The following is a 22035-nucleotide window of genomic DNA, read 5'->3' on the forward strand; positions in this document are numbered from 1 at the left end:
GTGACGGTTTGCCTATGGACATAGGTAAATGCCTATGTCTATAGTGATTCCAAGAACCCATCGCAGTGTTCATGAAAGGAATCACCACGTGGAGGCAACGACCGCAACCCAGGTGCTCGACGACTTCTCCCTGGAGATGACAGGCAAAGATGTCCCCAGCCTCCAGCAGGCCGCTCATGCGATTCCGCAGGGAACACGCGTCAACGTCACCTTCCTCGGCAATGAGAATCTTCAGATGCGTGTTGAGGCTGCCAAGGAGGTCCTCGAACTCGGGTTCGTTCCCGTCCCTCATATCTCTGCCCGCAGGCTGAAGTCGGAGGCCGAGCTGCGCGAGTTCCTCGATGCGCTGCGGCAGGCCGGGGCCAGTGACCGAGTCTTCGTCGTCGGGGGAGACCCGGCGACTCCCGAAGGCCCCTACTCCGATTCGCTCTCGGTCATTCGCACCGGTCTTCTGCAGGAATACGGCGTGAGCGAGGTGGGAATCGCCGGTTACCCCGAGGGCCATCCTGATATCAGAACGGAAACCCTCTGGGAGCACATTGAAGCCAAGAGCGCTTCCCTGGCAGAACAGGGACTGGGCCAGGTCGTGCTCACTCAGTTCGCCTTCGACGCCGAGGCGGTCGTGGCCTGGGTCCATGAAGTCCGCGGCCGCGGCATCGAGGCAGATCTTCGCATCGGCACCCCCGGACCTGCAGGCATCAAGCGTCTCCTGGGCTATGCCCGCCGCTTCGGCGTGGGCACCAGTGCGGGAATCGCGAAGAAGTACGGGTTCTCGCTGACGAACCTCCTGGGCACTGCCGGGCCGGACAGATTCCTCACCGATCTGTCCTCCTATGAGTCCATCACCTCGGCGTCCTCGGGAGTGAAGACCCACTTCTACACCTTCGGCGGACTCGCTGCCACGGCCGAATGGGTCCAAGACTTCACCACCCAAGCCTGAACACGCCCAAGCCTGAATACGCACATGCCTCAACAGCAGCCACACAGAGATAAGAACAGAGAGGTTCATCGACCATGACCGACAATCTCCAGCAGATCCTCGATTCGACCAATGCCGTCGACCATCTGCGCAATTCGCAGATCGGGTCCTACATCTACCCGGTCGTCCCCGCCGACTTCACCAACTGGATCAAGGAACAGAAGGCCTGGCGTGAGACCGCTGTCCTCTACGACCAGTCGCACCACATGGACAACGTGTTCCTCAAAGGCTCCGACGCCATCAAGCTGATCTCCGACACCGCGATCAACTCCGTGGCTAAGTTCGCCGTGAACAAGGCCAAGCAGTACGTGCCCACCACCGCATCCGGCCACGTCATCGGCGACGGCATCCTCTTCCACGAAGCCGAAGATGAGTACGTCTACGTGGGGCGCTCGCCAGCATCGAACTGGCTGCTCTACCACGGTGAGACCGGCGGCTACTCGAACCTCGACATCGAGGTCGACCGCAGGTCCCCATCACGGCCCTACGGACACAGTGTCAGCCGCCGCTACTACCGCTTCCAGATCCAGGGTCCCAACGCCTGGGCGATCATCGAAAAGCTCAACGGCGGCGAGCTGGAGAAGCTGAAATTCTTCAACATGTCGACCATGTCCATCGCTGGCAAGCAGGTTCGCACCCTGCGCCACGGCATGGCCGGAGCTCCGGGTCTCGAAATCTGGGGACCCTATGAGGACCATGACGTGATCAGGGATGCCATCGTCGAGGCTGGTGCCGAGTTCGGTCTGCTGCCCGTCGGTGCGCGGGCCTACCCGTCGAACACCCTGGAGTCGGGCTGGATCCCGTCGCCGCTGCCGGCCATCTACTCCGGAGAGGCCGAGCGCGGCTACCGCGAATGGCTCGGCGCCGACAGCTACGAAGCCACGGGCACACTGGCGGGATCGTTTGTTTCCGACAACATCGAGGACTACTACCTGACCCCATGGGAGCTCGGCTACGGATCGTTTGTGAAGTTCGACCACGACTTCATCGGCCGCAGCGCTCTGGAGGCCATGGATCCTGCCGCCCAGCGCAAGAAGGTGACCCTGGCCTGGGACGCCGATGATCTCGGTGAAGTGCTGGCGTCGCCGCTCAATGTCGATGGACCGAACTACAAATACTTCGACCTGCCCTTGGCCAACTACGGTTCGGCGAACTACGACTCCGTCGTCGATGCCGATGGCAATGTCGTCGGCTTCTCGATGTTCACCGGCTACTCGGCCAATGAACGCCGAGGTTTGTCCTTGGCCACGGTCAACCCTGATGTTCCGGAAGGCGCTGAGCTCAAGGTCGTCTGGGGCGAACCCGATGGCGGCACCTCGAAGGCCTCGGTGGAAAAGCACGAGCAGACCGAGGTCGGCGTCGTCGTCAGCCCCGTTCCGTATTCGACGGTTGCACGCCAGACCTACCGTGGCGGGTGGCGCACCGGCAAAGACGCCTGAGAGTTGTAGTCTGAGGGGGTTCGGGCAGTGCGCCTGGACCCCCTCGCCGATTCACAGAATAGGAACCACGATGAGTCTCCGAAGCGCGCTGTTGGCCCTGCTGCGCATCGGCCCGATGTCCGGATACGAGCTGCAGAAGCAGTTCTCCCACTCCGTCGGCCACGTGTGGCATGCACCCGACTCCCAGATCTACCCGGAGCTGCGGAAGATGGCGAACGAAGAGCTCATCATCGCCGAAGAGCAGACCCGCGGCTCCGCAGGCATGCGCCGCGTCTACCATGTCACCGAGGCGGGGGAGCTTGCCTTCACGGAGTGGATGAACGGTCCGCTGAAGTACCAACGCACCCGCGATGCCGCCCACCTGAGAGCCGCCTACCTCGAGTCGGCCGATCAAGATGCGGTCTATGCCTTCCTCAACGACCACATCAGTCACTGGCAAGCAGAGCTGAAGGTTTGGGAAGACGAGATCGCCACCATCGAAGCTCTCGAATCGCCCATGCTGAACCGTCGTCTGGCGGTCACAGCCGATGAAGATCGTGAAGAGACGATCGCCTACAAGAAGTTCGCCTACGAAGGGCTGGCTGCCCGCGCCCGGTCTGAGATCGACTGGGCAAAGCGGGGGCTGAAGCTCAGTCAGGGGCTCGAACGAAAGGATGCGCAGGCCGCTCAATAGGGCCCCGAGGCATCGCAACGAGAAGAACGCCATAAACTCCTTGCCGACTGTCGTCAGAAGATCAGTCAACGAAGACTAGGTAACAGCGGCGGTTTGGCTTCATTCGTTCTGTCTTACGGATGCTATGGCTTCTAGGGTCGGCGTCACGAGAGTTAAGTGAGATTGCGACCTGGGTAAAAGAACTACAGTGCCACTCTTGTAAAGCTGTGATCTATTTCATACTATTGTCATACTTCGAAGAGGAAGAGGGCAAATGGCTCAGAGCGCTTCACTGTCACCAGAATCCGCCAAACAGAGTGAGCCTTACATGTCAGGCGGTGATGCGTCTCAGGCCCTTGCAGAATCCATCAAGAAGCTACGCACATCGCAGAGGATGACTCAAAGTGAGCTCGCTTCGAGAGCGCAACTGAGCACCTCGTTTATCAGCCAGCTCGAGCGAGGCAACACAGATGTCACCTTCAGTACGCTGACACGATTGTGTGCTGCTCTCGGCACAACAATTGGCCATATGTTCCCGGCAAAGCAGCCGAGCGGCCGAATCGTGCGGTTCGATGAATACAGACACTTGGACTACAACGGAGTCGATAAATATGTTCTCACTCGTGAGGAGATGGCAGACGTCGATGTCTGCCTGTTCGACTTTCCACCAGGTTCAAGCACTGGAACGCGAGTCCCTCCAGGAGTCGATCGCACCGAGCTTTGGATTTGTTTGGCAGAGTACCTCGGCATCGACATCGGCTCAGATGTTCACTTCCTCAAAGCCGGTGACAGCCTTGACTTTGCTTCAGATCAAACCAACTCGGTCTACAACCCAGGACCGACATCAAGCAGGGCTCTCTTAGTGATCAAGAATCATAAGAAATAGAGGAATCATGATGAAACGATATTCTGCAATTGCTGCAGCACTGATATTGCCATTTGCCCTTACCGCATGCATGCAAGGGGGCGAGAGCACCAGCGAAATCAACGCAGAGGATTTCAAGGATCCGGTTGCCGGTGAGGTTGCCGAAGGGTCGTTGGACGGTACGACGATGACCTTTGTCTCCTGGGGCGGAGGGTTCCAGGATGGTCAGACAAAGGCCTTCTCTGAACCATTTGCCAAACAGTCCGGAGCAGAGGTGCTTTCGGACGGTCCAACGGATGCAGCCAAGCTCAAGGCACAGGTTGATTCCGGCAACGTGTCCTGGGACGCAATCAATGCAAGCCCCACGCAGAACGCCGCAAACTGCGGAACTCTGTTTGAGAAGCTGGATCTCTCGCTGATCGATACCAGCAAGATCCCGGAAGGTACTCCGCAAGGAGACTGCTACTTGCCATCTCTGGTCTATGTCTATGGGATGTTCTATGACGCAGACAAATACGGAGACAATCCTCCAACCGGTTGGAAGGACTTCTTCGACACGGACAAGTTCCCCGGCACTCGTGCCGTTGAAGGCCGTCCGTCGGCTACCGCTGGAACGTTCGAAGCAGCACTGCTGGCTGATGGCGTGAAGCCAGACGATCTGTTTCCCCTCGACACAGAACGGTCTTTGAAGAAATGGGACACCATCAAGAAGGACGTCAAATACTGGCAGACAGGTGCTGAGCAGACTCAGATGGCTCAAGCCGGCGAAGCCGATATGATCTTCGGCTGGAGTGGCCGAATCTATGAAGCCAATAAAAACGGCTCCAACTTCAAACCAGTCTGGGACCAAGGGTTCCTTGCCAGCGATACTTTCTCGATTGCCAAAGACTCGCCGAACAAGATCGCTGCACATGCCTACATCAACTATGCATTGGGAGCGAAGCAGCAGGCGGAAATGGCGGAGGCGACCAGCTATTCGCCCGTCAATGTGGACTCCAAGCCGAAATTTGAAGGCGAAGCCAAAGAATTTAACGTCACGCGACCTGAAGTGCTTGACGTGACGCTTCCACAGAACGCCGAGTACTGGGGAAAGAACCAAGAGGAGCTTTACGCCGCCTGGGGAGATTGGCTCAATAAATGAGTGAGTCTGTGAAGGTGTTTTCAAATGAGTACTAAGCAATCACGAACAGCAGTGCTGGCGTGGCCAGCACTGCTGCTGGTGGGGCTTGGCTTCATTATCCCGGTCGCAATCATTTTGGTGATGAGTGTGACGGATCCGGAGCCAGGTACCCAGAACTTCGAGTGGTTGGCCACGAACTCGACCGCTCACGATATTATCTGGCGGACTATTTACATTGCGGTGTTGGCTACCCTGATAACAGCAGTGTTGGCCTACCCGTTCGCCTATCTGATGGCAACCAGCTCAACTTTGGTTCGCTCGATTCTCATGGTGGTGGTGCTGCTGCCTTTCTGGACCTCGATGATGGTCAGGGCATTTGCGTGGATCATCATCCTCCAGAAGAACGGGCTGCTCAATTCGATCCTCGGCGCGATCGGCATCGAGCCTCTGACCATTCTGGGCACGAATACTGCTGTGCTCATCGGCATGTGCCAGATACTCATGCCGTTCATGGTCCTGCCGATGGTGTCTGTCATGGTCGGGATCGACTCCCGGCTGCCTTTGGCCGCACGAATCATGGGAGCTCCGAAGTGGAAGGCATTCCTTCAGGTCTATTTCCCACTGTCCTTGCCCGGGGTCTTCGCCGGGTCATTGATCGTTTTCATCCTGTCACTGGGCTTCTATGTCACACCGGCACTTCTGGGTTCACCACGGCAGCAGCTCATTCCCAACGCTCTGTTCACGCAGGTGCTTGAGCTGCTGTCATGGGGCAGGGGAGGCGCATTGGCAGTCGCCACGCTGGTCATGGTTGGAGCAGTGTTCCTTCTTCTGTTCCTCGTGGCGAAGGTGATGGGCATCAAGATAGGAAAGATCGGGGGCGGACTGTGAACAAATCACGTGTAACACTGTGGACGGCGTGCGTCTTCATCGGGCTGTGGCTAATCGCTCCGACGCTCATTGTGATCCCGATGAGCTTCAACGAACAGCGATCACTGGCGTTCCCTCCCAAGGGCTTCTCATTGCGATGGTTCGAAAACTTCTTCAGCGACGCACAGTGGATCGGAGGCTTCCTCAACTCTGTGCAGATTGCGCTGCTGACAGCTGTCTTGGCAACAGTACTGGGAACGCTGGCGGCCTACGGACTTTCTAAGGTACGGGGCATCAGGGAATCCATTGGGCGCAACTTCCTCGTCATTCCTATGATCATTCCGTCCGTCATCTTCGGCGTAGGTCTCTACAGCCTGTTCCTCAGACTCGGTCTGGTCGGAACGCTGCCTGGATTCCTCATTGCCCACACCGCACTGGCTGTCCCCTATGTTGTTGTGACGGTGGGATCAACTTTGGCTGCATACAACGTGTCACTCGAAAGAGCAGCTTGGGTTTGCGGAGCCAATAAATTCCGGGCATTCATCGGCGTCACCGTTCCTATGCTGATGCCGGGCATTCTCTCCGGAGCATTCTTCGCGTTCATCACCTCGTTCGATGAAGTGGTGGTGTCAATGTTCATCTCAAGCCCGTACCTGCAGACGCTGCCCGTAACGATGTTCGCCGGGATGCAGCGTGAAGTCGATCCGACGATTGCCGCCGCAGCAACTCTCATCATGATCACCACGACCGCTGCCGCCATCGGCGGAATTCTGTCTCAACACCTCAAGAGGAAACGCACATGAGCACACAAGTCATCGGTGCAGCGCTGAGTCTTCGCGACATCAGCAAACGATTCGGATCCGTCACTGCTGCTGCGGACGTCAACCTCGACGTCGAGCCAGGAGAGTTCATCTCCCTACTGGGACCCAGCGGTTCCGGCAAGACGACGACGCTCAACATGATCGCAGGGTTCGAAGAGCCCAGCGGCGGTCGAATCATGATCAACGACAAAGACATCACCGATATCCCCATCCATCGCCGCAACATCGGCATGGTGTTCCAGGGATATGCCCTGTTCCCGCATATGACTGTGGAGAAGAACGTCGAATACCCGCTTAAGCAACATGGGTTCGACAAGGGCGAAAGGAAGCAGGCCACCGACGAGGCGCTGGCAAAGGTCTCCCTCGCGAAGTACCGAGATCGGATGCCGGGGCAGCTGTCCGGAGGTCAGCAGCAACGTGTCGCACTTGCGCGCGCGATCGCCTACAAGCCGCCACTGTTGTTGATGGACGAGCCCTTGAGCGCGCTCGACAAGGCGCTGCGTGAAGGTCTGCAGACAGAGATTCGTCGAATTCACCGGGATCTGGGCACCACGGTCGTCTACGTGACTCACGATCAAGATGAAGCAATGGCACTGTCCGATCGCATCGTGGTGTTCAATGAGGGGCGGATTCAGCAGATCGGGACACCCAACGAGTTGTATAAGAACCCGAGCAATGAGTTCGTATCGCGATTCCTCGGTGAATCAATCCACCTCGATGGATTGATCGAAGAGCAGAGAGGCGGCCGCGAATTCGTCAGAGACGACTTCCGCTTGCCCACTGAGGTCGATCATCATGGTCGTGCACAGTTGATGATTCGACCAGAAAATGTCGAGCTCATCAGCGCTTCGAATTCTGGGCAGTCAGGACCCACCGTAGAGGCATCGATCATCGACAAGGTGTACGTGGGGCATTCGGTGAAGTATATGGTTTCCTGCCGAGGCGGTGGCGGCGTAGTTCGATCACGGGTGAACGACCTCGAGGACTTTGCCATTGGTCAGGAAGTCCTCCTGACATGGGAAGCTGATCGGTCTCGCATCCTACCGTTGGCTGCTTCGACGAAGAACGAGGGAAAATCATGAAGAATGGACATCTGTCCCACTGGCTCGATTCCACCAGGGACCTCAGTCGAACTCGGCAGAGGATCGAAGGGTCCACTCAAGCGGACGTGGTCATCATCGGCGGCGGGTACACGGGACTGTGGACTGCCTATTGGACCAAGAAACAGGATCCGTCACTCGACGTCGTCGTGTTGGAGAAGGAGTTCGTCGGATACGGAGCCTCCGGGCGAAACGGCGGCTGGATCAGCGGAAAGACTGTCGGCCTGCGCCGAAATCTTCTGTCTGAGTCGGTCAATGCCGAACAGGTTTTAGAGATCGAGCGCACATGCCATCAGGCCGTCTTCGAAATCGACGATCTGATGGCCGCCGAAGGCAAAGACATTGACGCTCACCGGGGCGGGTGGATGCAGATCGCTCGCAGCGATAGCGAACTCGCACGATTACGAACCCATGTTGGCGAAGACCGGAGCTGGGGGTTGACCGAGGACGAGATCTCTCTGCTGAGTGCGCAAGAGACCCATGACAGAATCCATGTGCCTGGAGTGCAAGGCGCCATCTACAGCCCCTATTCGGTCAAATGCAATCCCGCGAAATTGGTGTACTCGCTCGCGGAACTATGCGAAGAGCTCGGAGTCAAGATCTATGAGAATTCTCCGGTAGAGGAGTTCTCCGATGGCGATTGTCAGACCACTCGTGGACACGTCCGTGGTTCAGTGGTCGTTCTCGCAACCGAGGGATACACTTCGGCGCTTCCCGGCAGGAAACGGGACCAGCTGCCGATGGTGTCGTCGATGGTTGTCACTGAGCAGATTCCTGAGTCGCAATGGGAATCCATCGGTTGGTCGGGCTACGAATGCGTCAGTGGCGCACAGCATATCTACTTCTATGCTCAGCGGACTGCCGACAATAGGATCGCGATCGGCGGGCGTGGAGTGCCATACTTCTGGGGATCGCGGTTCGATACGAGCGGGGAGCTCGATCCCGGGACGACATCCCAATTGGCAGAGATCCTGCAAGGATTGTTCCCGACGGTCCCCATCAAACTTGCGCACTCGTGGCGAGGGGTTTTGGGAGTGCCTCGTGACTGGTCGCCCTTCATTGACTATTCCAAGCCGAATCGACTGGTTCGAGTCGGAGGCTACGCTGGGCAGGGAGTGACGGCCTCGTACGTAGCTGGACGCACTGTGGCAGGACTCATCTCCGAGCAAGACTCTGCACTGACAGAATCGGCGTGGGTCCGAAACATGCCGCGGAAATGGGAAGCTGAACCATTGCGCTGGATTGGTTCCCGATCTGTCCAGATGATGTACAAGGCGGCAGACACGATCGAACATCGAAGGGGAGGGACGGACACCTCCGTGTTTGGTCGCTTGGCCGATAAGATCTCGGGTCGATAGGGCGGAGTCAGCCGAATGATGTTGCGAGTTGCCGTCATCGACCGATCCGACGGCGCGGATTCTTTCCTACTGGGCGACCTGGGCTCGGCAGTAAACGTTTCGGAAGCCGAATTCGCGGTTCAGCGGTTGCTACCAACGGAACTTCGACAGGTTCATCCCGACACTTCGGTAGTGTTCGTGCGTGCCGGATATTGGAAAGACGTTGAGAGTCTTCTCGAAATTGCATCGTCGTTGACGTGGCTACACGTGAACATGACCGGTATCGACCACCTACCCGTGGACCGATTGGAAGCAGCAGGCGTCATTCTTACGAATTGCAGCGGAGTCCTCGACCATGCGATTGCGGAATTTGTCCTCGGCGGTATGCTCCTCTGGTCTAAGGGCTTGCTCCGTTCAGCTCTCGATACACGGGAGCGCCAAACAGAATATCGAGAGCCAAAAGCGAATTCCGAACTCAACGCTCTAATCATCGGAACAGGAAATATCGGGTCGGAGTGCGCGCGAGTGCTTCGACAGGCAGGTGTCGGGCGCATCGTCGGTATCCGTCGAACACCTGTTCCACTGCCTGACTTCGACGCGGTGCTCAGCGGGGGAGCGCTGTCGGATCAAATAGGTCAACACGATGTGATTGTGTCTTGCTTGCCGGCTAGCAAGGCAACCGATGGACTTATTGGGTCCGACGTGCTCAGACGACTGCGCGAAGAATCCGTCTTTATCAACGTCGGACGAGGATCAACGGTAGATCACTTGGCGTTGGCAGAAGAGATGAACGCTCGGGCTAAAGCTGTCACAGTATTAGACGTTACCGATCCCGAGCCACTTCCGTCGGATCATCCTTTGTGGCGTTGTTCCAATGTAGTGATTAGCCCACACATGTCCGGAGACACCATCGGCAGGCACGATGCCTTTGCGACTCTATTCTTGGAAAATCTGCGCCGCTACTGCGCTGGGGAGGACCTGCTCAATCGCGTAGGGCAACAGCCCAAAACAGCGTGAATGTGTATCAGCTTCTTGTAGTGCCATGCGGCATTATTACTCAGCCCGATTATTTCAGGCTCGGCCGCTTGCCTCTAGCGACAATGAACTGCGTCGTGATTAAACAGGTGGGTCACCGTGAGGCCAGTGCGATGGTCTCCTGCTGTTCTGCTCGCCTGCGCAGACGTCTGTCGCACTCGACCAGGATGCGCAGGAACAGGCCGCCTGCGATGAGTCCGGCGATGAGGTCGGTGGCCCAATGCCAACCGAGGAGGAATGAGACCACCACGGAGTTGACGCTGATGGCCACCACGACCCAGGTCAGGATGTGCACGAGCTTCCTGGATGCGTTGCTGTAGTGGGCGATAAGGTAGACGGCCGCTCCATAGATGAGCACCGCCTCGGCGGCATGACCGGAGGGGAAGCTGATGCCGCGGTTACCGACGTCGAGGAGCCCTCCCTGGAAGAACCTTGGATCGTGCAACGTCGTTGACGGCCGAGCCAGCAGCACCTTCATGCTGCCCACGCCGAGGTAGAACGCTGCCTCGGTCGCCAAAGCGAATCCAATGGGCCGCCACGACTGATTGCGGCGAGCAAGCACAATCGCCACGACCGCCAATACAGGCAGACAGACGGCCTGACCAGCAATTCGATCCAGAACATTCTGAGCGAACCAGACTAGTTCAGGGTTGAAGAGGTAGAGCCACCGTCGGTTGAGTAAGTAGTCATAGACGCGCAAAGGCCCAGCGGCGGCGATGGTCACGACGACAAAGCCAATCGCCAGTGCCCAAATTGAGGTTGCCCGAGTAAGCCATCCCTTACTCTGCGCCTGGAATCGATCAGGACCGGGGGAAAGGCCGATCGGACCATCAGGCGTCGTACGCGAATCGACAACCATCACAGATGAGTTTAGACGCTTCAAAGTACCGACATGGAAACAAGCGAATAACGAATAACGAACCATTGTGAATAACGGACGCTGGACATCCATTGGCTCTATGACGCAGATCACGTAGCATCAGGTATGGACGTCGTCGACTTTGTTCCTCAGCGTGATCAGTTCGTCTACACCTTCGGCGGAGCAGCACCCGCCGCCACAATCCGACCCGGCACAGCATTGAGACTGTGGTCCGAGGACGCATTCAACAATGCGATCACCTCGAGGTCAGATGTGCCCAGCAGCAAGCTTGATCCACGGTTCCTCAATCCCCAGACGGGTCCGTTCTATATCGAGGGAGCCGCACCGGGCGACACTCTGGCCGTACACATCGTGGAGCTGACTCCGGCCCGAAGTTGGGGTGCCTCTGCCACGATCCCGTTCTTCGGCGGGCTGACCATGACAGACAGGACCAGCCTTCTCCACGAAGCACTGCCTGAGGCGGTGTGGATCTACGAGATCGATTCGGCGGCGCAGACGGTGGGATTTCAGACACGACGCGGCGATTTTGAGCTGGCACTGCCCCTCGAACCCATGTTGGGCACCGTCGGTGTGGCCCCGGCCGGCAGTGAGGTGTTCTCCTCGCTGACGCCCGAACGGTTCGGCGGCAACATGGACACTCCTGAGATGAAGGTCGGCACTACCGCCTACTTCAACGTCAATGTCGACGGAGCGATGTTCTCCCTCGGAGACGGCCACTACCGGCAAGGCGAGGGAGAGGCGTGCGGGACCGCGGTCGAAGGTGCCATGAACTCAACCGTCATCGTCGACCTCATCAAGGGAGGTGGACCCGTTTGGCCGCGGCTGGAGAACGACAGTCACTGGATGATCGTCGGTTCCTCACGGCCGATGGAAGATTCCTGGAGGATCTCGCAGGTGCAGATGATCCATTGGCTCAGCGAACTCTTTGAGCTGGAGACGATGGATGCCTACCAGCTGCTCACGCAGATCTCCCTAGTACCGGTCGCCAACGTCGTCGACACCAACTACAGCGTCGTGACGAAGGTGTCGAAGGATCTGCTGCCGCAGCGCAGCGCTTTCGGCGGAATCCACGCGGACCTGCGCGAGCGTGCACGGTCGTTGATGTAGCAACTGCGAAGCATAGAGGAGAGGGGACCGCCATGGACTTGAAGATCGGTGGGAAGACAGCAATGGTCACTGGAGGTACGCGCGGAATCGGGCGTGCCATCGTGGAGGCGTTCCATGCCGAAGGTGCTCATGTGGCCTTCTGCGCACGGAATGCAGCGGAAGTCGCCGAGGTGGAAGAATCCCTATCCGCGAATGCGCGGGTCGTCGGTACCGTCCTCGACGTCAGAGACGGGGACGCATTGAGGGAGTGGGTTGAAGCCACGGCATCGGAATTCGGCGGAATCGACATGGTCGTCAACAGCGTGAGCGCACTGGCGATCCCCGACACCGAAGAGAACTGGCATGAGTCATTCAACGTCGACATGATGGGAACGGTCCACCTGTCCAAAGCGGTGCTCCCGCACCTGGAGAACAGCGAAGTCGCCTCCCTGATCTCCATCTCGAGCGTCTCGGGACGTGAGGCGGACTTCGCCTCCGGGCCCTACGGGACGATGAAGACCGCGATCATCGGCTACATGGCCGGATTGGCGCTGAGCCTGGCAGACAAGGGCATCAGAGTGAATACGGTGTCACCAGGCAACACCTATCACCAAGATGGTGTGTGGCCGGGGATCGAGAAGAACGATCCCGAATTGTTCTCCTACGCCCTAGGTCTCAACCCGACAGGTCGCATGGGCACACCCGAGGAGACAGCTACGAGCGTTGTGTTCCTGTCGAGCCCGATGTCGAGTCGAACCTCAGGAGCGAATCTCCTGATCGACGGTGCGTTGACGCGCGGGATCCAGTTCTGATCTCACCGTGACCTGTCAGCAGCTGGCGTCAATTCAGTCGCTGGAGTCGTCGCGCTGGTCCTCGACACTGGGCTCGGGCTCGTCGTCGTTTGCGCGGTCCTCAGCGTCCCCGTGCGCTTCGGCCGTCTTTTCCTTCATACCGAATTCGTCTGCATCGACGACTTCCGAGGTTGGTGCCGCCTCGGCAGCCTCGTCGAGATTCTTGGTGGCGTTGCGGATACCGTCTTCGATCGGCACGATGATCACCCTTCGCGATGGAGTGGGAAGTAGTACCGAGTCTACGCGCAGCTCACAACCCCAGCACCCGCACGGCGTTCTCCTTCATGATCAGCGGCACGGCTTCCTCCTTGATGCCCAGGCCCTCGAAGTCGTTGATCCAGCGCTCGGGGGTGATGAGCGGGAAGTCGGAGCCGAAGAGCGTCTTCGTCTTCAGCATCGAGCCGATGGCGCGCGTCAGCTGTGGTGGGAAGTACTTCGGTGACCATCCGGAGAGGTCGATGAACACGTTGGCCTTGTGCGTGGCGATCGAAATCGACGCGTCGGCCCAGGGCACGGACGGGTGCGCGAGGATCATCGTCAGCGTGGGGAAGTCGGCGGCCACATCGTCGAGGAGCATCGGGTCCGAGTAGCGCAGCTTGATGCCGCGTCCGCCCGGCAGTCCGGCACCGATTCCGGTCTGTCCCGTATGGAAGAGCGTGACCAAGCCGTGTTCGGCGCAGGCTTCGTAGATCGGGTAGTACGTGCGGTCGCTGGGATCGAATCCCTGCAGACTGGGGTGGAACTTCATGCCCCTGACCCCGTAGTTCGTGGCAAGGTCATGGATCCGGGCAATCGCCTCGGCGGTGTTGAGCGGATCGACGGAGCCGAAGGGGATGAGGACGTCGTTGTGCTCGGCGGCCTTCTCCGCGATCATCTCCGACGACACCGGGGGATGATTGCCCAGAGCGGTCCTGGCATCGACTGTGAAGATCACGGCCGCCATGTTCCGCTCCCGGTAGTACGCGGCAAGGTCATCGACCGTGGGCGTGCGGGGGACTGGTGCCTTGAAGTACCCCGCCGAGGCGTCGAGGAGTTCCCGATCCAGCGAGGTGTGCTGGTGATCATCGGCCTCGACATGCGTGTGCACGTCGATCGCGGTGATCGTCGAGAGGTCGATATTGGGTTGGTAGATCATGAGAGTCCTTCCGGTAGTGAGATCGTCGGCAACGTGGTCGTGTGTGGCTGGCTCTACGGCAGTTCCCCGTACTTGCGTTTGAGGGCGATGAGTTCGAGCAACATCTCGTCGCGCTGCTTGGCCATAAGCACCGGATCCTTGCCCTCGAGTTCATCGTCGACACCGGCGACGAGCTTGTCGGTCAATTCCTCGCCGAGGTGGACCTGCCCCAGGTCACGCATCCACACTTCCTGTGGTGGCCCCAGGTGTTCGAGCACGTGCCGCATACCGCCCGGTCCGCCGGAGAGTCCCTGCTGCACGAGGGGACCGAGGATCGCCCAGCGCAGACCGGGGCCGTAAGAGATCGCCGTATCGATGTCCTCGACAGAGACCATGCCACGGTCGACGAGCGAATACGCCTCCTGCCACAGAGCCGCCTGCAGACGGTTCGTGACATGCCCGGGCAGTTCGGCACGTACGAGGATAGGCTTCTTCCCGATCGACCGGTAGATTTCGAGCCCACGCTCGACCACCTCGGCGGGAGTGGCCGGTGTCGGCACGAGTTCGACGAGGGGAACCAGGTGAGCCGGGTTGAAGGGGTGTCCGACGACGATCCGCTCAGGAATCTTCGTCGCCTTCGCTGCCAGCTCGCTCGGCGCGAATCCGGACGTTGACGAGGCGATGATCGCGGTGGCGGGTGCTGCCGCATCGGCTTCGGCGAGCATGGACTGTTTGATGTCGAGGCGCTCGGGACCGTTTTCCTGCACGAAATCAGCATCGGCGACAGCCTCGGCCAATGATCCAACGAAGTGCAGGCGCTCCATCGCCGAGGTGATGTCAGCTTCCCCTGTCACCTCGAGGTTGGACCCGACCTGAGCACGTAATCTGGTTTCGGCACCCTCGGCCGGGTCGAAGGCGGTGACCGAGTGTCCGGCAGCGAGGAATCCCGTCGCCCACGCGGCTCCGATGACACCGGTGCCGAGGATCGCGACTGTGAGCGTCTCACTCATGCGTCCACCTTCGCTTTCCGTGCCCGCGCGTAGTCCACATACTCATCGAGTGACCGCGGGTCCTGCAATGCTCCGGCGCTCGCCACCGACTCGGCGGCCGCGCCCTGGACGATGCGTTTGACCGGGACCTCGAGCTTTTTGCCCGTGCGTCCCAGCGGAATCCGGGTCACCGGCACGACCTCGTCCGGGGCATGCCTGGGGGACAGGCGCGACTTCAACTCGGTCCGAATCCGACCCGACAACTCGTCAGTGAACGTCACCCCGTCCTCGGTCTGGACGAAGAGGACGAGTTCGCCCATCCCGCCATTGGGATCCTCGAGGTGGATGACCAGGGCATCGGCCACCTCGGCGAAGGTGTCGAGGACCGAATAGAAATCCGCGGTGCCCAACCGCACCCCGCCCCGATTGAGCGTGGCATCCGAGCGGCCAGTGACCACGACCCCACCATCGGTGGTGAACTTCGCCCAGTCGCCGTGGCGCCAGACGCCGGGGTACTTGTCGAAGTACGCGGCCTCATAGCGGGCATCACCCTCGGGGCCCCAGAACGTCACCGGCATCGACGGCACCGGCTGGGTGAAGACGAGCTCGCCCAGGTCATCGCGGACCTCTTTGCCCGACGCATCGAAGGCGGTGGCGGCGAAGCCGAGGGAGACTCCCGACATCTCACCGGAGTAGACCGGGGTCAGCGGGGAGGCCTGGAGGATGCCGGTGCATACATCGGTGCCGCCGCAGCCCACGTTGAGCAGCACGTCCTGGCCGAACTGGTCCATGACCCACTCGTAGCCCTCGGCAGGCAGTGGTGCGCCGGCGGCTCCGAACTGGGAGACCGCGGACAGGTCGAACTCCTCGGTGGGGTTGAACCCGGCCCTGCGCGCGGACATGATTGCCCCGGGCGCCACCCCCATGAGCGTGGCCTTCGTGTTCGCCGCGATGCGCCAGAGTTCCTTCGGGTCCGGATAGTTCGGGTTGCCGTCGATCATGACGATTCCCGACCCGAGGAGCAGCCCGCCGACGAGCGTGTTCCACATCATCCACGCGGTCGTGGAGAACCAGCAGAACTGGCTGCCCGGACCCAGGTCGAAGTGCAGGGCGTGATTCTTCAACGTCTCGAGCAGGATGCCGCCGTGGCTGTGGACGATGGCCTTCGGCTTGCCCGTCGTGCCCGAGGAGAAAAGGATGAACAGCGGATGGTCGAACGGCACAGCCTCGAATTCCAATTCCGCCGAGGTGGCTCCACCGTCCGTGCCCGCCGAGGTTGCCCCGAGTCCCGCATAATCGACAACGTCGATCGCGTGGTCGAGTCCCGACCCGGACGTGAACGCCTCGCGTGAGTCGTGATCGAGGCTGAACTCACCGTAGTCGACGGTCACGAGGTGGGACAAGCTCGGGAGGGCGGCGGCCACCTCGGCGAGTTCGCCTGTGCGGTCGACGGCCTTGTTGCCATACATGTACCCGGAGATCGCGAGAAGTACCGTCGGTTCGACCTGGCTGAAGCGGTCGATGACGGACTGCGTGCCGAACTCGGGGGCACAACTGGCCCAGATCGCCCCGATGCTCGCCGAGGCGAGGAACGCGACGAGTGCCTCGGGCTGGTTGGGCAGATACCCGACGACTCGGTCACCCTTCTTCACACCCAAGGACACGAGCCCGGCGCGGACGCGGGCCACCTCGGCGCGCAGCGCGGCGAACGTCAGCGTGGAGTCCTCACGGGTCTGAGACACCGCAGTCACGGCCACATCGTCAGCCTGTGCAGAAGAGCCGAAGGAATGCTCGGCGTAGTTGAGCGTCGCGCCTGTGAACCAACGGGCGTGCGGCATGACCCGTTCCTCGAGCACCGAACTATACGGAGTGTGGGACTGGACGCCGAAGTACTCCCAGACTGATTCCCAGAAGTCCTCGATGTCAGTGATCGACCACTGATAGAGCTCGTCCCACCCGGTGAACGAGTAGCCGAACTTGGCATTGACCCAGCCGAGGAAGTCACCGATGCGGCTGGTCTCGAGAGCGTCGGAGGGAACCTCGCGGATGATTGTCGACATGTCAGCTCCTCTCACTTGTTCACTTTGGGGCCGGAGCCGTCGAGAAAGGCGCGCATGAGTTCCTTGGCCTCGGTGCTCGACTGGGCGACGGTGGCCATGAGGGATTCCATCATGTAGCCCTCGTCGCGGCCGGATTCGACGATGCGCGGCAGCGCCTGGGTGATCGCGTAGTTCGTCACCGGGGAGTTCGAGGCGATCGAAGTGGCCAGTTCACGAGCCTTGGCCAGGCCTTCACCGGCACCGACGCGGTAGTTGACGAGTCCGATGGACTCGGCCTCGGCGGCGTTGAAGCGGCGGCCGGTGAGCATCATGTCCTGGACGCGGCTCAGGCCGATCAGGCGGGGGACGCGGACCGAGGCACCTCCGCCGACGAAGAGTCCGCGCTTGCCCTCGGGCAGAGCGAAGTACGCGGATTCCTCGGCCACCCGCAGGTGAGCAGCGGAGGCGAGTTCGAGCCCGCCGCCGATGACTCCGCCCTGGAGGACAGCGACGACGGGGATCTGGGATTCGGTGATCCGATTCATCGTCGTGTGCCAGCCGCGCGAGTGGTGGAGGCCGGCAACGGCATCGCGTTCGGCCATCTCGGACAGGTCGAGGCCGGCACAGAAGTGATCGCCGGTGGACTTCAGCACGATCGCGGAGACCTCGGGTGGGGTGCGGAAGAACTCGCCGAGGCTGGCCACCGTCGCATCATCGAGTGCGTTGCGTTTGGCCGGGCGGTCGAGTGTGAGGATGCCGATGTCGCCCTCTGCTGTGAAGCGCAGTGTGTCCGAGATGTCGACGGTCGTCGGCTGCGCGGAGCTGCCTGGGCTGTCAGAGGCGGCGGTGAACTGGGTGGTGGGGAGGTCGGTCATGCGTTGTCCTTTGGTGGTGCAGCTGGTGCTGAGTTGTCAGTATTCGGGGTGGCGGGGTCTGAGGGGCTGGTGGTCGCGTGGGCGCCGAGTCCGCCGGTGGTGCGCAGGGAGACCTTGTGCACCTTTCCGGAGCCGGTGCGTGGCAGCGACTCGACGAAGTCGAAGTACTGCGGAACCTTGTACTTGGCCAGGCGGGTCAGCAGGAATTCGTGCAGTTCGGCAGCGCTCGGCGGCTGCGCCTCATCCTCGGCAGACACGACGATGAACGCGTGTCCGACCTCGCCCCAACGGTCATCGGCCGCGGCGACGACGGCGGCCTCGGCCACGGCGGGGTGGTCGAAGAGGTTGGATTCCACCTCGGCGGGGTAGACGTTCTCCCCGCCGGAGATGAACATGTCCTTGAGCCGGTCGACGATGAAGAGGAATCCGTCGGCGTCGAGGTAGCCGATGTCGCCGGTGTGGAACCAGCCGCCGGGGGAGAAGGCCGCATCGGTGGCGGCCTGGTTGTTCCAGTAGCCGCTGGTGACATTGGGGCCGCGGACGACGATCTCGCCGTTGACGCCCGCCGAGCAGGAATTGCCGGAAGCATCGCGGACCTCGACCTCGGTAAAAGGCACGGCCCGACCTGCCGAGCCTGCTTTGTCCAGGGCTAACGCTGCGGGCAGAAAGGTGCATCCGGGGGAGGTCTCGGTCAGTCCGTAGCCCTGGCAGAACATGATGTCCTTCGCCTGGTACTCCTGGATCAGGGAGACGGGGATCGGGGCGCCACCGGAGTTGACGAACCTCAGAGATGACAGGTCAGCGGTCTCCCACCTCGGCGACTGGAGCATATCGGCGAACATGGTCGTCACACCGGCCATCCAGGTCAGCCCCTCGTGCTCGATGGCATCGAAGGCCCGGTCCACGTTCCACTTGGACTCGATGAGCATGCGCCCGCCGCGCAGGTAGCTGGTCATCACCTGCTGGTCGAGGCCGATGACGTGGAAGAGGGGAGCGGTGACCAGCGTGACGTCCTCGGCGGTGAGATCGGAGTTGAGCAGGAGGTTGAAGGAGTTCCACAGCAGATTCGCATGCGTGAGCACCGCGCCCTTCGGCCGTCCCGTGGTCCCGGAGGTGAAGAGCAGGAACGCCGGTTCATCGCCGGTGACCTCGGCCGCGGGGACGGCAGGCACCGTCGCCGAGGTGGCCGCCGGGTCCCAGTCCACCGTGCCCCGGGCAACGTCGACACTGAGTCCCTCGGCGGTCGCGGAATGCTCGGGGGCGACGATGAGCAGGGAGACCTCGGCGTTGATCAGCTGATAGTCGAGCTCGGCCGGGGCCAGGCGCCAGTTGAGGGGGATGAAGATGGCGCCCAAGCGCAGGCAGGCGAGCAGGACTTCGATGAGCGCTGGGTGGTTGGGTCCGAGGTAGGCGACCCGGTCACGTCGGCGAATGCCACGTGAGTGGAGGTCGGCGGCCCGGGTCAGGGTGCGTTCGTGCATCTGGACGTATGAGTAGTCGATGCCGGCGAAGGTGATCGCGGTCTTCTCGCCGTAGTCGATGGCCTGGCGTTCGGAGAGCCGGGCCAGGCTGGGGTGGGTGAAGGTCAAGGAGTCGGTCCTTCCATGGCTGCTGGTGGGGTGTCGGTCGCTGGAGTCTCGGCGAAGTTCTGTTCGGACAGGGTCCGCGACTTCGTCTCTCCCAGGCGCCAGATGCAGAAGATGCTGATGGCGGCGACGATGAGGAGGACGACGGAGAGCGGAATGGTCGACGGTGAACCGGTCGAGCTCAAGATCGCGGCGAAGAGCACGGGGGAGATGCCCGCACCGATGCCGGCGATCTGATAACCCAGCGAGGCACCGGTGTAGCGATGCTCGGTGTCGAAGAGCTCCGAGTAGAGGCCGGCCAGAGGGCCGTAGATCATCGGGTGGATGACCCCCTGGCCGATGACCATGCCGATGGTGATGATGACGCCGCTCTTCGTCTCCAGCATGGGGAACAGTGCGAAGCCCCAGACTGCGATGAGCACGGCACCGGCGATGACGAGTGGTCGGCGTCCGATCGTGTCGGAGAGGCGGGACCAGCCGATGATGCCGAAGATCGCGAAGAAGGAAGAGAAGGACAAGGCGTTGAGGATCGTCTGTCGTTCGATGCCGATCTGCACACCGTAGGCGATGGAGTAGGTGGTGAGCAGACCCTGGAACATGAACGCGGACAGGCCTACGCCGACCGCGAGCACCAGGGTGAGCGGCTGCTTGCGCAGGGTCGCGATGATCGGGATGCCACGCTTTGGTGTGCGCTTCTTCGCGGCGAGGAACTCCGGTGACTCGTCGACGGCGGAGCGGACGATGACGCCGACGATGAGCAGGATGACCGAGGCGAGGAAGGGCAGGCGCCAGCCCCAGGCGATGAAGGCATCCGGTCCCATGGCTGCCAGGGTGCCGGCGATGACGAGAGCGGAGACGAGCTGGCCGGTGGGTGCGCCGGCGCTGGTGAAGCTGGCCCAGAAGCCACGGTTCTTAGTAGCATGCTCGGCGGACATGAGCATGGCGCCGCCCCATTCGCCGCCGATGGCGACACCCTGGATGACGCGGATGAGGATGAGGAGGACCGGGGCGATGAGGCCGGCCTGGTCGTAGGTGGGCAGCAGGCCGATTGCGGTGGAGGCGATGCCGATGGTGAACATGCTGAGGACGAGCATGCGCTTGCGGCCCAGCTTGTCGCCGAAGTGGCCGAAGATGATGCCGCCCAGTGGACGGGCGAGGTAGCCGGTGGCGAAGGTCGCCAGGCTGGCCAGTGTGCCGACTGCCGGGGTGAGATTGGAGAAGAAGACGTCTTTGAAGACGAGTGCGGCGCAGACGGAGTAGACGAAGAAGTCGTAGTACTCGATGACACTGCCCAGATACGCCGAGGCGGCTGCTCGTTTGAGCATCGGTGTCGATTTCTCTGGCGATTTCGTGGAAGCCATGTGATCCTCGCTGATTGTGTGGCTTGGATGGTTGCGATGCGTGCTGGGGGAGGAAGCCCGATCGTCGCTGACCGGACCCGTATCGATACTATGCAACATAACGTTGTCACGTCAATGAATTGCGATCCATTAATCGTTCGAGGGCGGTAGGAGACCGTAAAGTAAGGGCATGACGGTTCAGCCTCAGTCACTCTTCTTCGCGCTCGCCGGCCTGCACATGCTCGATGACCCCAGGCCGCTGAGTGGTGCGTCGATCGTGTTCGTCATGGTGAAGCTCGGGGTAGGGGAGTCGGCGGCGAGGTCGGTGCTGCAGCGCATGACGGCAAAGAAGTTCATCGTGCGACACAAGGAGGGGCGAAAGACCTTTTATACGCTTTCTGACCGGGGGCGGGCGATCCTGCGCGAGGGCCAGGAGAAGATGTTTGCCGGTTGGCAGCCACAGGATTGGGATGGCAGGTGGACCTTCGTGCGTATCCAGGTGCCGGAGTCGAAGAGGACGTTGCGCCACCAGATGGCGTCGCGGCTGTCGTGGGCTGGTTTCGCCCAGCTCGATGGCGGCCCTTGGGTCGCGCCGGGACCGCATGATGTTGCCACGATACTAGGACCGGAGGCGTCAATGATCTCCCCGATTGTCGTCTATGGGATGACGCAGCTTCCGACTACCAATGAGGCGCTGGTTGGCGCGTTCGACCTGGAGGCGTTGGCCGCCGACTATGAAGCGTTCGGCGAGAAATGGCGTGCTGTAGATCCTGAGTCACTTGCGCCGTTGGAGGCGCTGGTTAAGCGCGTTGAGCTCCACTTCGATTGGCTGACGTTGACGCGGACTGATCCGCAGTTGCCGGGGCGCCTGCTTCCGGAGGGGTGGCCTGGGACTGCGCAGGGAGAGATATTTCGTGCGGGAAATGACGAATTGTGCACTAGAGAAGCCTCCCAAATGCACAAATTCGTAAATGGCGAGTTGGATTCTTCATCCACACTGAATTGATCTGCAACCACGGCTGTCCAAATTGCTGGCGAGCGACAAGAGCAGATCTACTGA

At 60.6% G+C, this 22035-nt stretch carries 21 protein-coding genes; 13 read left to right on the plus strand and 8 right to left on the minus strand.

The annotated features are described in order from the left end of the window. The first annotated feature begins 88 nt into the window (after window positions 1-88). From LQ788_RS07640 to LQ788_RS07685, 10 genes are all read left to right on the plus strand, one after another. On the plus strand, window positions 89-940 hold the full coding sequence (locus LQ788_RS07640) for a methylenetetrahydrofolate reductase (protein ID WP_231446355.1): 852 nt from the start codon (window positions 89-91) through the stop codon (window positions 938-940). 74 nt (window positions 941-1014) lie between these two features. After that, complete coding sequence (gene ligM, locus LQ788_RS07645) at window positions 1015-2418, plus strand: vanillate/3-O-methylgallate O-demethylase (RefSeq protein ID WP_231446357.1); 1404 nt, start codon at window positions 1015-1017, stop codon at window positions 2416-2418. A gap of 70 nt (window positions 2419-2488) precedes the next feature. Beyond that, window positions 2489-3091 (plus strand): PadR family transcriptional regulator, encoded by a 603-nt coding sequence (locus LQ788_RS07650; protein WP_231446359.1) that lies wholly within the window; start codon window positions 2489-2491, stop codon window positions 3089-3091. Window positions 3092-3344: 253 nt separating this feature from the next. Then, on the plus strand, window positions 3345-3956 hold the full coding sequence (locus LQ788_RS07655; RefSeq protein WP_231446361.1) for a helix-turn-helix domain-containing protein: 612 nt from the start codon (window positions 3345-3347) through the stop codon (window positions 3954-3956). A 7-nt stretch (window positions 3957-3963) separates the two neighbouring features. Continuing rightward, entirely contained in the window at window positions 3964-5076 is a 1113-nt protein-coding gene (locus tag LQ788_RS07660; RefSeq protein ID WP_231446363.1) for an ABC transporter substrate-binding protein, read from the plus strand. A 24-nt stretch (window positions 5077-5100) separates the two neighbouring features. Further along, window positions 5101-5943, plus strand: a complete 843-nt coding sequence (locus LQ788_RS07665) for an ABC transporter permease (protein ID WP_231446365.1) — start codon at window positions 5101-5103, stop codon at window positions 5941-5943. 80 nt (window positions 5944-6023) lie between these two features. Then, window positions 6024-6725 carry an ABC transporter permease gene (locus LQ788_RS07670; protein WP_231446366.1) on the plus strand — a complete coding sequence of 234 codons (702 nt, stop codon included), beginning with the start codon at window positions 6024-6026 and terminating at the stop codon, window positions 6723-6725. After that, window positions 6722-7825: an ABC transporter ATP-binding protein gene (locus tag LQ788_RS07675; RefSeq protein ID WP_231446371.1), complete on the plus strand. Its 1104-nt coding sequence runs from the start codon at window positions 6722-6724 to the stop codon at window positions 7823-7825. Before LQ788_RS07670 ends, LQ788_RS07675 begins: the two co-directional genes overlap by 4 nt. Further along, complete coding sequence (locus LQ788_RS07680; RefSeq protein WP_231446372.1) at window positions 7822-9201, plus strand: NAD(P)/FAD-dependent oxidoreductase; 1380 nt, start codon at window positions 7822-7824, stop codon at window positions 9199-9201. Before LQ788_RS07675 ends, LQ788_RS07680 begins: the two co-directional genes overlap by 4 nt. A gap of 15 nt (window positions 9202-9216) precedes the next feature. Then, entirely contained in the window at window positions 9217-10197 is a 981-nt protein-coding gene (locus LQ788_RS07685) for a D-2-hydroxyacid dehydrogenase (RefSeq protein WP_231446373.1), read from the plus strand. 112 nt (window positions 10198-10309) lie between these two features. On the opposite strand, the gene LQ788_RS07690 is transcribed toward LQ788_RS07685, so the two are convergent. After that, window positions 10310-10786 carry a phosphatase PAP2 family protein gene (locus LQ788_RS07690; protein WP_231446374.1) on the minus strand — a complete coding sequence of 159 codons (477 nt, stop codon included), beginning with the start codon at window positions 10784-10786 and terminating at the stop codon, window positions 10310-10312. Window positions 10787-11200: 414 nt separating this feature from the next. Here LQ788_RS07690 and LQ788_RS07695 point away from each other — a divergent pair, with 414 nt between their 5' ends. Together LQ788_RS07695 and LQ788_RS07700 are read left to right on the plus strand one after the other, a co-directional pair. Further along, the gene (locus tag LQ788_RS07695; protein ID WP_231446376.1) at window positions 11201-12202 is read left to right on the plus strand and encodes an acetamidase/formamidase family protein; all 1002 of its coding nucleotides are present in this window, start codon (window positions 11201-11203) and stop codon (window positions 12200-12202) included. Between the two features lie 32 nt (window positions 12203-12234). Then, complete coding sequence (locus tag LQ788_RS07700) at window positions 12235-12993, plus strand: SDR family NAD(P)-dependent oxidoreductase (protein WP_231446377.1); 759 nt, start codon at window positions 12235-12237, stop codon at window positions 12991-12993. Between the two features lie 33 nt (window positions 12994-13026). On the opposite strand, the gene LQ788_RS07705 is transcribed toward LQ788_RS07700, so the two are convergent. The 7 genes from LQ788_RS07705 to LQ788_RS07735 are packed head-to-tail and all read right to left on the minus strand — an operon-like array spanning window position 13027 to window position 20996. Further along, the gene (locus LQ788_RS07705; protein WP_231446378.1) at window positions 13027-13230 is read right to left on the minus strand and encodes a hypothetical protein; all 204 of its coding nucleotides are present in this window, start codon (window positions 13228-13230) and stop codon (window positions 13027-13029) included. A 52-nt stretch (window positions 13231-13282) separates the two neighbouring features. Beyond that, window positions 13283-14167: an amidohydrolase family protein gene (locus tag LQ788_RS07710; RefSeq protein ID WP_231446379.1), complete on the minus strand. Its 885-nt coding sequence runs from the start codon at window positions 14165-14167 to the stop codon at window positions 13283-13285. Between the two features lie 53 nt (window positions 14168-14220). Next, window positions 14221-15156, minus strand: coding sequence for a 3-hydroxyacyl-CoA dehydrogenase NAD-binding domain-containing protein (locus LQ788_RS07715; RefSeq protein ID WP_231446381.1), 936 nt, complete (start codon window positions 15154-15156; stop codon window positions 14221-14223). Then, the gene (locus LQ788_RS07720) at window positions 15153-17195 is read right to left on the minus strand and encodes an acetoacetate--CoA ligase (RefSeq protein WP_231446383.1); all 2043 of its coding nucleotides are present in this window, start codon (window positions 17193-17195) and stop codon (window positions 15153-15155) included. The genes LQ788_RS07715 and LQ788_RS07720 overlap by 4 nt, the downstream gene beginning before the upstream one ends. Window positions 17196-17206: 11 nt before the next feature. Next, complete coding sequence (locus tag LQ788_RS07725; RefSeq protein ID WP_231446385.1) at window positions 17207-18049, minus strand: crotonase/enoyl-CoA hydratase family protein; 843 nt, start codon at window positions 18047-18049, stop codon at window positions 17207-17209. After that, the gene (locus tag LQ788_RS07730) at window positions 18046-19638 is read right to left on the minus strand and encodes an acyl-CoA synthetase (RefSeq protein WP_231446387.1); all 1593 of its coding nucleotides are present in this window, start codon (window positions 19636-19638) and stop codon (window positions 18046-18048) included. The genes LQ788_RS07725 and LQ788_RS07730 overlap by 4 nt, the downstream gene beginning before the upstream one ends. Then, the gene (locus tag LQ788_RS07735; RefSeq protein WP_231446395.1) at window positions 19635-20996 is read right to left on the minus strand and encodes an MFS transporter; all 1362 of its coding nucleotides are present in this window, start codon (window positions 20994-20996) and stop codon (window positions 19635-19637) included. The genes LQ788_RS07730 and LQ788_RS07735 overlap by 4 nt, the downstream gene beginning before the upstream one ends. A gap of 169 nt (window positions 20997-21165) precedes the next feature. On the opposite strand from LQ788_RS07735, the gene LQ788_RS07740 reads away from it, so the two are divergent. After that, complete coding sequence (locus LQ788_RS07740) at window positions 21166-21981, plus strand: PaaX family transcriptional regulator (protein ID WP_231446397.1); 816 nt, start codon at window positions 21166-21168, stop codon at window positions 21979-21981. The last annotated feature ends 54 nt before the right edge of the window (window positions 21982-22035 follow it).

It is taken from the genome of Brevibacterium zhoupengii (assembly GCF_021117425.1).
GTDB lineage: Bacteria > Actinomycetota > Actinomycetes > Actinomycetales > Brevibacteriaceae > Brevibacterium > Brevibacterium zhoupengii.

Bases quoted from the DNA above. Each gene is read 5' to 3' on its own strand.
- LQ788_RS07695 (WP_231446376.1), top strand. From the start codon at position 11,201: ATGGACGTCGTCGACTTTGTTCCTCAGCGTGATCAGTTCGTCTACACC.
- LQ788_RS07665 (WP_231446365.1), top strand. From the start codon at position 5,101: ATGAGTACTAAGCAATCACGAACAGCAGTGCTGGCGTGGCCAGCACTG.
- LQ788_RS07655 (WP_231446361.1), top strand. From the start codon at position 3,345: ATGGCTCAGAGCGCTTCACTGTCACCAGAATCCGCCAAACAGAGTGAG.
- LQ788_RS07660 (WP_231446363.1), top strand. From the start codon at position 3,964: ATGATGAAACGATATTCTGCAATTGCTGCAGCACTGATATTGCCATTT.
- LQ788_RS07740 (WP_231446397.1), top strand. From the start codon at position 21,166: ATGACGGTTCAGCCTCAGTCACTCTTCTTCGCGCTCGCCGGCCTGCAC.
- LQ788_RS07710 (WP_231446379.1), bottom strand. From the start codon at position 14,167: ATGATCTACCAACCCAATATCGACCTCTCGACGATCACCGCGATCGAC.
- ligM (WP_231446357.1), top strand. From the start codon at position 1,015: ATGACCGACAATCTCCAGCAGATCCTCGATTCGACCAATGCCGTCGAC.
- LQ788_RS07700 (WP_231446377.1), top strand. From the start codon at position 12,235: ATGGACTTGAAGATCGGTGGGAAGACAGCAATGGTCACTGGAGGTACG.
- LQ788_RS07735 (WP_231446395.1), bottom strand. From the start codon at position 20,996: ATGGCTTCCACGAAATCGCCAGAGAAATCGACACCGATGCTCAAACGA.
- LQ788_RS07720 (WP_231446383.1), bottom strand. From the start codon at position 17,195: ATGTCGACAATCATCCGCGAGGTTCCCTCCGACGCTCTCGAGACCAGC.
- LQ788_RS07685 (WP_231446373.1), top strand. From the start codon at position 9,217: ATGATGTTGCGAGTTGCCGTCATCGACCGATCCGACGGCGCGGATTCT.
- LQ788_RS07670 (WP_231446366.1), top strand. From the start codon at position 6,024: ATGAGCTTCAACGAACAGCGATCACTGGCGTTCCCTCCCAAGGGCTTC.
- LQ788_RS07650 (WP_231446359.1), top strand. From the start codon at position 2,489: ATGAGTCTCCGAAGCGCGCTGTTGGCCCTGCTGCGCATCGGCCCGATG.
- LQ788_RS07715 (WP_231446381.1), bottom strand. From the start codon at position 15,156: ATGAGTGAGACGCTCACAGTCGCGATCCTCGGCACCGGTGTCATCGGA.
- LQ788_RS07675 (WP_231446371.1), top strand. From the start codon at position 6,722: ATGAGCACACAAGTCATCGGTGCAGCGCTGAGTCTTCGCGACATCAGC.
- LQ788_RS07725 (WP_231446385.1), bottom strand. From the start codon at position 18,049: ATGACCGACCTCCCCACCACCCAGTTCACCGCCGCCTCTGACAGCCCA.
- LQ788_RS07680 (WP_231446372.1), top strand. From the start codon at position 7,822: ATGAAGAATGGACATCTGTCCCACTGGCTCGATTCCACCAGGGACCTC.